10 protein-coding genes are annotated in these 8348 nt (G+C 58.5%); all 10 read right to left on the bottom strand.

From position 1 onward, the window contains the following. Positions 1–89: 89 nt before the first annotated feature. The 10 genes from ACVWZF_RS13085 to trpA all read right to left on the bottom strand — a co-directional run bounded on the left by ACVWZF_RS13085 (position 90) and on the right by trpA (position 8290). On the bottom strand, positions 90–809 hold the full coding sequence (locus ACVWZF_RS13085; RefSeq protein WP_414381123.1) for a PP2C family protein-serine/threonine phosphatase: 720 nt from the start codon (positions 807–809) through the stop codon (positions 90–92). Further along, positions 809–2545 (bottom strand): ABC1 kinase family protein, encoded by a 1737-nt coding sequence (locus tag ACVWZF_RS13080; protein ID WP_457411628.1) that lies wholly within the window; start codon positions 2543–2545, stop codon positions 809–811. Before ACVWZF_RS13080 ends, ACVWZF_RS13085 begins: the two co-directional genes overlap by 1 nt. Then, the gene (locus ACVWZF_RS13075) at positions 2542–2853 is read right to left on the bottom strand and encodes a DUF6825 family protein (protein WP_414406384.1); all 312 of its coding nucleotides are present in this window, start codon (positions 2851–2853) and stop codon (positions 2542–2544) included. Before ACVWZF_RS13075 ends, ACVWZF_RS13080 begins: the two co-directional genes overlap by 4 nt. Positions 2854–2995: 142 nt before the next feature. After that, a complete protein-coding gene (locus tag ACVWZF_RS13070) occupies positions 2996–3721 on the bottom strand; it encodes a phycobilisome rod-core linker polypeptide (protein ID WP_011432578.1) in 726 nt (241 codons plus the stop codon). 58 nt (positions 3722–3779) lie between these two features. Continuing rightward, the gene (locus tag ACVWZF_RS13065; protein ID WP_414329023.1) at positions 3780–4421 is read right to left on the bottom strand and encodes a HEAT repeat domain-containing protein; all 642 of its coding nucleotides are present in this window, start codon (positions 4419–4421) and stop codon (positions 3780–3782) included. Positions 4422–4485: 64 nt separating this feature from the next. After that, positions 4486–5256, bottom strand: a complete 771-nt coding sequence (locus ACVWZF_RS13060; protein WP_457411627.1) for a HEAT repeat domain-containing protein — start codon at positions 5254–5256, stop codon at positions 4486–4488. A 73-nt stretch (positions 5257–5329) separates the two neighbouring features. Continuing rightward, positions 5330–5599, bottom strand: coding sequence for a phycobilisome linker polypeptide (locus ACVWZF_RS13055; RefSeq protein WP_457411626.1), 270 nt, complete (start codon positions 5597–5599; stop codon positions 5330–5332). A gap of 320 nt (positions 5600–5919) precedes the next feature. Continuing rightward, complete coding sequence (locus ACVWZF_RS13050; RefSeq protein ID WP_457385328.1) at positions 5920–6450, bottom strand: phycocyanin subunit alpha; 531 nt, start codon at positions 6448–6450, stop codon at positions 5920–5922. Between the two features lie 98 nt (positions 6451–6548). Then, complete coding sequence (locus ACVWZF_RS13045; protein WP_011432573.1) at positions 6549–7067, bottom strand: phycocyanin subunit beta; 519 nt, start codon at positions 7065–7067, stop codon at positions 6549–6551. A 407-nt stretch (positions 7068–7474) separates the two neighbouring features. Beyond that, the gene (gene trpA, locus ACVWZF_RS13040; protein ID WP_457402160.1) at positions 7475–8290 is read right to left on the bottom strand and encodes a tryptophan synthase subunit alpha; all 816 of its coding nucleotides are present in this window, start codon (positions 8288–8290) and stop codon (positions 7475–7477) included. Positions 8291–8348: the final 58 nt, after the last annotated feature.

Genomic DNA, 8348 nt, shown 5'->3' with positions numbered 1-8348 from the left:
TCTGCCATTTGTTTTCATCTAAAAAAACCAACTTCATCCTCTTTCCTCTATAAATTATTCCCTCTATCCTAACATAAGATCAACACGACCTAGGCGTATTCGGCAATCACTACTGTGATGTTGTCTCGCCCGCCCCGCTCTTTGGCCGCCTCGATGAGCTTTAGGGGAAGTTGCTCCAAATCTTCCACCTGCAGGCAATACTCGATGATCACTTCGTCGTCCAGCTCCTCAGTTAGGCCGTCGCTACACAACAACAGGCGATCCCCTGGGTAAACTGTAATCGGCTGCACAGAAGGTGGACCCGCATCGGGTCGGCCCAGGCAGCGCTCGAGAATATGTCGCCAAGGGTGAATCCGGGCCTGCTCATAGGTCAGCTCCCCCAGTCGAATGGAGCGAGCCACTAAGGTGTGATCCTCGGTCATTTGCTGCATTTCGGATCCCCGTAGGCGATAGAGGCGAGAATCACCGATGTGAGCGCTCCAGCAGTTGTCATTGGGATCCACCATGGCCACCACCACCGTAGTGCCCATGTCTGCCCGTTCTGGATTCTCCCGCTGATCCTTGAGGATGGCACTGTTGGCCGCTTCTACGGCTTCGCTGAGCAACCGGGGCGCCGGCACGTTTTTCCAGCCTCGATCCAGATATTCTCGGATGGTCTCGACGGCCAACAGGCTGGCTGTAGCCCCGGCAGCATGTCCTCCCATACCATCGGCAACAATAAAGTAGCGTCCCTCCGGATCGCAGTAGTAGGCATCCTGATTGCTGCTGCGGATCTTGCCGGGATCCGTAGCGCAGGCATATCGTCGCATCACATCAATCGCTCTGACCGATTCAACCTTAAGAGTACTCTGATTAAAGCAAGAGCAGCGAGGGCAGCCAAAACCAAAGTGATAACCGTTAAGGTAGCATGTCCGGCCAAAAAGAGCTGAGTTGCGCTCAAAAAAAAGGCCGCAAACAACACCCCGTAAATGACTCCCAGCCCGGTGTTGTTCAGCTTGCGCAGCAAGCGCTCCGTCTCGCTGGATCGCACCCGCAGGCGCAGCTCCCCTTGTTCCAACTTGCTCAAGGTCAATTCGATCCGGCGGGGCAAGCTGAGGCTGCTGCTGGTGAACTCAGCCGCTTGACGGCCAACCTGGGCCAAGAGGGTCTCAGTCTTGCTTCCGTTTAAACTCATCAGCTCTTCCGCAAAGGGTTTGGCCACCTCCATAAAGTCGAACTCCGGATCCAACCCTTTCCCCAATCCCTCCAGCGTGGTCAGGGCCCGCATCACAAAAGTAAAGGTAGCCGGAAAACGAAACGGCTGATCGTAGGCCAGCTCGTAAAGGTCTTCGCTAATGGCCGCCACCGAGATTTCTCCCGAGTTGCTGGAAAAGGGTTTGTCCATAAAGTGATCCAGCATGTACTGCACCGAGCGGCGCACCGGAGCCAGATCGGCGGTGGGCACCAGCACCCCCAGTTCCACCAGCGAGGCCACCACCTGATCGGCATTTTTGGAGACCACACCTGCCAGCGTGCCCATCAGCTTTTCTTTCACATCGGAGGGCAGGCGGCCCATCATGCCGAAGTCGTAGAAGATCAGCGTGCCATCGGGCTTCACGGCAATGTTGCCGGGGTGGGGATCGGCGTGAAAAAAACCATCCTTGAGCAGTTGCCGCAGATAAGCCTCTGCCCCCAGACGAGCCAAAACCTTGCGATCCAACCCCGCCGCACTCAAGGCTTCGTAATCGCTGATTTTGATCCCCGGCAGGTATTCCAATGTCAACAGGCGAGGAGAGGTGTAACGCCAATACACTTTGGGGACGGCAATTTGCGGCATATCCCGAAAGTTGCGACGGAAGGTATCGGCATTGCGGCCCTCATTGAGGTAATCCACCTCTTCCCAGAGGGTGCGCCGACACTCTTCGTAGATGCCGATCCAGTCGCGGCCCGGCCCGCCCCAAGAGGTGCGATACTGAAAGAACTCGGCAATCCCACGGCAGATCTCCAAATCGATGGTGAACAGCCGGGTCAGCCCCGGACGCTGCACCTTCACCACCACCTCTTCCCCGGTTTTGAGCTTGGCGCGATGCACCTGCCCTAAGCTGGCAGCGGCCAAAGGGGTGGGATCAAAATAGCTGTAGATTTGGGTGATCGGCCTGCCCAGTTCCTGCTGCACGATTGCCGCCACCTGTTCGTAGCTGAAAGCAGGCACCCGATCCTGCAGCTTGGAGAGCTCCTCGACATATTCCGAGGGGAAGAGATCGGCGCGGGTGGAGAAAAACTGCCCCACTTTAATAAAAGTAGGGCCTAAGTTAAGCAGCGTTTCGCGGATCCAAATGGCTCTGGCCCGGCGGCGCTTGGCCTTTCGCTCGGGCGTGGGTTGTCCCCCATAGCTCCAAGCCTGCTGATCCAGCCAAAGGTAAAACAGCCAGGTGAGCACAAATCGCCAAATGTCCAGCATGCGGCCCTGGCGAGTATAGTTCTCCCGGGCCCAGCGGTAGGCGGTATAGGGCTTGACGGGTTGTGATCCCAAAGAAGTCCGGGATCCCAAAAGGCTCGCGTTCAAGCGTTTCGACTCCGGTACTTCTGCAACTCGGAGCGCAGCTGCGCCACTTCCGCCCGCAAGTCGTCCAGAGTTGCCTGCAAATCTTCTGTCTGGAAAGGCAGCGGCACCCTTTCCTGGGCGGCCATGGATGCTTCTGCCTCAGCTCGGGTCATGACATCCTGGGCAAAGGTTTGCCAGCCCTCCTGCAGCTCGGCCCACACCTTGCCCACTTCTCCGGCAATATCGGTGAGGGCGCTTTCCAAACGCTCCCGTAGGACATCCGCCACAGCCTTGCCTACAAAAAAAGCCCGCACAACCGGATTCTTCATGCGACCCAAGTGTTAAGAAGCATCACCAGGATTATAACGAATCTTGCCCCAGGCACAGCGGCAGGCCGACCCATCCGAACAGCCTCGGATCGATCGGCCCGGCAGAGCCCGCAAAGGGTTGTCCCCGGAAGCTTGCCCAGTCCTAGCGGCGGCTGGTGGTCATGTCCGGGATCTTCAGATCGAAGACGCTGATGTTTTGCCGCGCTGCCGGCTTGGGATTGAGCATGCGGGCCATGTTGAGGAAGTTTTCTGGATCCCCGGGTTTGGGAGGACGGGTGAGACGATAGGTGCGCACCACTTCCCGCGTCGAGCGCTTCACGCCGGAGACATCGCGCCAACGGGCTCCATAGCGGGGGGTTACCAGGTTGGCGGGCTTTTCCGACAGGCGACGGCGTTGGTAAGGCACCACATCGTCCCCAAAGGCGGCATTGTACTCTTCGCTATCCACCACAGCGTCGATGAAGCCATCTAGCCCCTTGGTGGCAACGATGATGGAGTACTTGATGCGCTCCTGTTGGCTGTAGGTGGGCCGACCCAAAAAGCGCTGGAAGGTGACCTCGATGAAGCGGTAGTTGTCGTTGGGAACCATGACCAGATCCCGGTACACCTCCGACTTGCCCAGGCCGCGCACAAACTCTTTGACCGAGATTGCCCCGTTGCGCAATTGGGACTCCAGAGCTTTTTGCCGATAACTCTCCAGCATCAGATGCTCGCTGAAGATCTGGCGATAGGCGGCGCGAATGATGTTGTCAATTCCTGTCGGGTCGTCAGGACGGTAGACCGGCGGGGTTTCGTCGCTGGGCACAAAGTAGCGAGGCACCCGCTCATTTTGGGTGGTGGGGCGATCGGCAAGCAACGGAAGAGACATAGATGGTGCTCCTAAAAAAACGAGAAAAACTTAAGAAAAACACAGTGGGGCAGGGAAGCTAAGGCTCAGCAGCCAATTCCTGCCAGCTCATCTGGGCGCGGAGAGGGATCAGAGGATCGGCATCTTCCAGGGCCATCTGGAGCGCAGCCTCGACTGAGGGGCGCAGAGATTGTTCACCCTGGCGAGCCAAGTCCGTCAGGGATCCAACGGCGGCGTAGCGGACTCCCCAATCGGCATCGGCAAGACATTGCCGCAACAGTTGCAAGGCTCGCTCTTGATCGAGCAAGGGCCGCTTGGCCGCCACTCGTCCTAGCCCACGGGTCGCCGCCCGCCGTACACTGGGGGCAAAGTCTGCCACAATGGCTTCTGCCAAAAAGGGGTAGGCATCCCCATGGCCAATGCGAGCCAAAGCCCGCACCGAATAGGCCCGCGCCCCGTAATCGAAACCGTCAATATGGCTCAGCAAGGGCTGCACCGCCGCCTCCCCAAAGCGCAGCACCTCCTCCAGAGCAGCCTCCCCAACTGCAGGGCGATTAAACCCAAAGGCGCGAATTAAGATGGGGATCCCTTCCACTTGGCCCAAAGCGCCCAGCGCCCTCACCACCCGCAACAATTCCTCAGGCGACGTGGCCTGCTCCAATTCTGCTGCCAGTTGAGCCACAGCAATGGGAAACGCTTGAGCAGCCGAGGCGGAGGACATAGGCAACGAATAGTCAAAGGTACACTTGAAACCGCTGATCAAAGGCACTGAGCGCCCCAGGATCCTAGAAGAGCTTCTCCAGTTGCGGCAGGATCACCGCCGTCACCTGAGCCAGCGGCACCCACCCCAACTGAAGCGCCACATCGAACAGCCGCTTCAGAGCATTGATGCGCAGGTTGAGAGCCACGTCGGCTGTGGCCAGCAGCGGCGCCCCCGCCACCCATCCCGATTCGGCCAGGTCGAACAAAGCGGCCTGTCGTAGGCTGGAGTTGGAGTGGGCCAGTAGCGCCACCAGGATTTGGGTCAGCTCCTCGGCTTGCGTAAAGCGATAGAGCACCCAAGCCGCTGCCGAACGCACCCGCTCAGAGGGATGGTTCAAAAAGGGCCGGATCGCTGCCTCAGCCTCGGTGGCCTGAAGCTGACCCAAGGCCTCGATAAGGGCTTCCCAGGGCTGATCCTGTTCGCGAGACTGCAACAGTGCCAGCAAGGGATCCACTGCTCGCTTGTCCCCCAATTGAGCCAAGGCATAGGCAGCCTCTTCCCGCACATGAAAGTCGGTACAAGTGAGCGCCTCGATCAAACCGGGCACGGCCCGCGCATCCCCGATTTGCCCCAGGGCCTTAGCGGCATTGCGGCGCAGAGGATAGCCCCCCAAGGCAGTGCGATCCCGCTCATCCTGCAACGCCAAAAGCAGCGGCTCTACCCCCCTTGGATCCCGAACTGTGCCCAGGTACCAGGCAGCATAGTACCGATCTTGCAAGTCATCCCCCTGCAGCCGGGCTATCGCCTGCTCCCAAGTGAGCTGCTGCGGCAGCACCGCCGTGTTGGATGCCATACGAACCGTTGCAGAGCTGTTCATGACACCTGAGCAACCTTGCCGGTAACTTCAGTCGGCCGTCGGGCCTCCCTCACTCAGCAGCGCCGTTGCCCTGAGCGGGAGAGGCATTGGCTCCCGACAAGGCAGTGACCTGCACGATTTTGCCACCCATCCGCAGAATGCGCTGCATCTCGGCAGACAACCGACTGTAGGGGACGGTGGCGCTCAGGGTGCTGCGGCGAACTTTGGCAGAGGTGGCCAGAGCATCGGGAGGGTTGAGCAGGCCGGTGTACTCAACTCGGTAAACCCGGCTGCCGGCTTCTGTCAGAGCTTCAGGGCTGGTGGTGCTTTGACCGAACATCGCTTTCCCCAATTATTATCAGATTTCGTTTAGAGGACTGTCAGGGGCAACCAAGCGCCGGACAAGCTGTACCGGCTACTTTCGCGGGCCAGCCGCGTTGCCACCAGGCAATGTCTAGAACCCAGAGGTTAACTCCCCCAGAATAGAGAGCAGGCGACTAACCCAACTGGCTCAAAGGGAGCCGAGGCGCTAAGCCAACCTAGAAACAGGTGGAATAGACCTCTCTGGAGCCGTCGCCTGCTCTGGAGAGACACACAATTGGAAGACAAAGAAAGAGATCGTCCACTCCCAACAAGCAGGGATCTCTGCCCTGGGATCCCTTAGCTGAGGGCGTTGATGGCGTAATCGAAGTAGATGGCAGCTTCGTTGGCCGCTTGGCCGCTCAGCATGCCCAGAGCGCGGCTCTTCATGTACTGCAGAGCCACGATGTACCAGCTGGGAGAGAGGTTAAAGGAGCGGTTCACTTCCCGCAGTCCGGCCACCAGGTATTCATCGAGGGGGCCGGTGCCACCTGCAACCAGAGAATAGGTAATGAAGCGGAGGTAGTAGCCGATGTCGCGGGCACACTTGGCTTGAAACACATCGCCGTGGCCCATTTCACCCGGCTGAGTCAGGTAAGGGAACCTCTTGAACACTTCCTGCACCGCTTCCCGCACCAGAGTTTGCTGGTTGTTGGTTAGGACACGGGCCGCTTCCAGAGAAGCAGCAGCACGCTGGTAACGACCATTCACGGCCTGCAGCTCGCTGGCATTCAGAAAACGCCCTTGATTGTCAGCGGCAGCAATCGCTTCAGTGATGACGGTTTTCACCTTGCAACTCCTAAATTCATCAATTGTGTTGTTAACGAACATTCTGTAGGAAAGGCGGACTGGATCTCCACCTGCCTATCAGAAATGAAGGGATCTAACCGATCTAAAAAGGGACGACTAAGCCAGCTTCGACCCAAAGCTCAAACGATGGCGGCAGCAGCCTTATCGAAGTAGCTGGCCACTTCGCTTTGCAGCGCAGAGCAGTCGCCAGGGGTGATGCCTTTCGGATCCATGATCTTGGCCAGGGCTTCTTTCTTCATGGCAGCAATGCCGTTGGCCACAGAAGTGGTGGGCACCCCCAGAGCAATGTAGGTTTCCCGCAGGCCGTTTAGGCAGCGATCTTCCAGCACAGAGCTATCCCCGGCCAAAGTGGCATAGGTGATGTAGCGCAAGATGATCTCCATGTCCCGTAGGCAGGCGGCCATGCGACGGTTGGTGTAGGCATTGCCACCGGGAGCGATCAGATCCGGCTCTTGAGCAAACAAAGACCGAGCTGCGTTGGTTACGATTTGGGCGGCGTTGCTGGTCATGCGGTTGACGGCATCCAGGCGCTTGTTGCCCTCTGCCACCAAAGCCGCCAGACGGTCAAAGTCTTGGTCACTTAAAAAGGCACCGCGTGCATCTGCCTGAGCGATCACCCGGGTAAAGGCGTCTTGCATGATGGATCTCCTTCTGGTCTTTCCAAAAAGCGATGAGCGACTGGCTGAACCTCCCAAAAGCCAAATCCCAAGCTTTTTTGCGGGATCCTCTTTGACCCCCAAAAATCAAGGATTCCGTGGCAGCAGGCTGCTCAAAACTACCCCCACCGAACCCCCCAATTTTTAGATAGGTCAAGAACCTCTGCGACTTTCAGACAGCCGAGCATCCAGCCTAATTTTATATCGCGGGATGGATGAGTGTTTTGTGAAGATTTGCAAACCTACCAACCCCAAAATGTCTGCCTAGGCTGGGATCCCTGGACTATGGGGCGCAGCAGGGGGGAAATGGGTCTGCGGGCTGGCTCACAAAATGTAAACATTTGTTTTGAGATGGAAGCAGTCTGAGTGGGCACCTTCCTGAACGGAAGTTAACACTCTGGAGTGGTCACCTCTTGCAGAGCCGCTTTGAGGGCTCGACAAAAGTGGGCTATTTGCTGCAGTCCCTCTTCAGGCGTGGGGGCTTTGGCCAGCCGTTGCACAAATGCGCTGCCCACAATCGCCGCATCTGCTCCCCAGAGAGCGATCTGGCGGGCCTGGTCGGGAGTGGAGATGCCGAAGCCCACCCCAATCGGCAGGGGGGTTTGTTGGCGCAGTTGCTGCAGCAAAGCCGGGATCCGCTTTTCCAGGGTGGCCCGTTCGCCGGTAACGCCGGTGGTGCTGACCAAGTAGACAAAGCCACTGGACTGCTGGGCAATGCGGCGCATGCGCTCCGGGGGGCTGGTGGGGGCCACCAGCAGGATGAGGTCGATCTCTTCGGCCTGGGCTGCTTGTCGCAGGGATCCCGCCTCTTCCAGAGGCAGATCGGGGACGACCAAGCCGGCACAGCCGGCCTGCCGCAGTTGATGCAGAAAGTTGGGGATGCCGAGCTGGTGGATGGGGTTGTAGTAGGTGAACAGGATCAGGGGGGCCTGCAGCGAGAGACAGCGCAAGCCTTGTAGAATGGCGCCCAAAGTGACTCCCCGACTGAGGGCGCGGGTGGCTGCTGCTTGGATCACCGGCCCATCCGCCAAGGGATCCGAGTAGGGTACCCCCAGCTCGATAAGATCGGCGCCGCTCTGATCCAGAACCTGCAAAGCCTCAAAGGTGGTTTCCAAGTTGGGATCCCCAGCGGTGAGGTAGGGGATGAGGGCTTTTTCACCACGGCTGCGCAGCGCCTGAAAGCAGGCTGTGATCCGAGTGGGCATGGGATCCATTCGATTCTGAGGAGATTGAGAGCATCCCCCACTGTAGCGTCTGCCGGGA

Source organism: Thermostichus sp. OS-CIW-30 (assembly GCF_054060215.1).
Note: the sequence above shows the minus strand (reverse complement) of the source record. Positions and strands in the feature narration are given on the sequence as shown.

What these genes read in the sequence shown, in the direction of transcription:
- ACVWZF_RS13055 (WP_457411626.1), bottom strand. Translation starts at nt 5,599, where the DNA reads ATGTTCGGTCAAAGCACCACCAGCCCTGAAGCTCTGACAGAAGCCGGC.
- ACVWZF_RS13050 (WP_457385328.1), bottom strand. Translation starts at nt 6,450, where the DNA reads ATGTTCGTTAACAACACAATTGATGAATTTAGGAGTTGCAAGGTGAAA.
- ACVWZF_RS13070 (WP_011432578.1), bottom strand. Translation starts at nt 3,721, where the DNA reads ATGTCTCTTCCGTTGCTTGCCGATCGCCCCACCACCCAAAATGAGCGG.
- ACVWZF_RS13075 (WP_414406384.1), bottom strand. Translation starts at nt 2,853, where the DNA reads ATGAAGAATCCGGTTGTGCGGGCTTTTTTTGTAGGCAAGGCTGTGGCG.
- trpA (WP_457402160.1), bottom strand. Translation starts at nt 8,290, where the DNA reads ATGCCCACTCGGATCACAGCCTGCTTTCAGGCGCTGCGCAGCCGTGGT.
- ACVWZF_RS13085 (WP_414381123.1), bottom strand. Translation starts at nt 809, where the DNA reads ATGCGACGATATGCCTGCGCTACGGATCCCGGCAAGATCCGCAGCAGC.
- ACVWZF_RS13060 (WP_457411627.1), bottom strand. Translation starts at nt 5,256, where the DNA reads ATGGCATCCAACACGGCGGTGCTGCCGCAGCAGCTCACTTGGGAGCAG.
- ACVWZF_RS13065 (WP_414329023.1), bottom strand. Translation starts at nt 4,421, where the DNA reads ATGTCCTCCGCCTCGGCTGCTCAAGCGTTTCCCATTGCTGTGGCTCAA.
- ACVWZF_RS13045 (WP_011432573.1), bottom strand. Translation starts at nt 7,067, where the DNA reads ATGCAAGACGCCTTTACCCGGGTGATCGCTCAGGCAGATGCACGCGGT.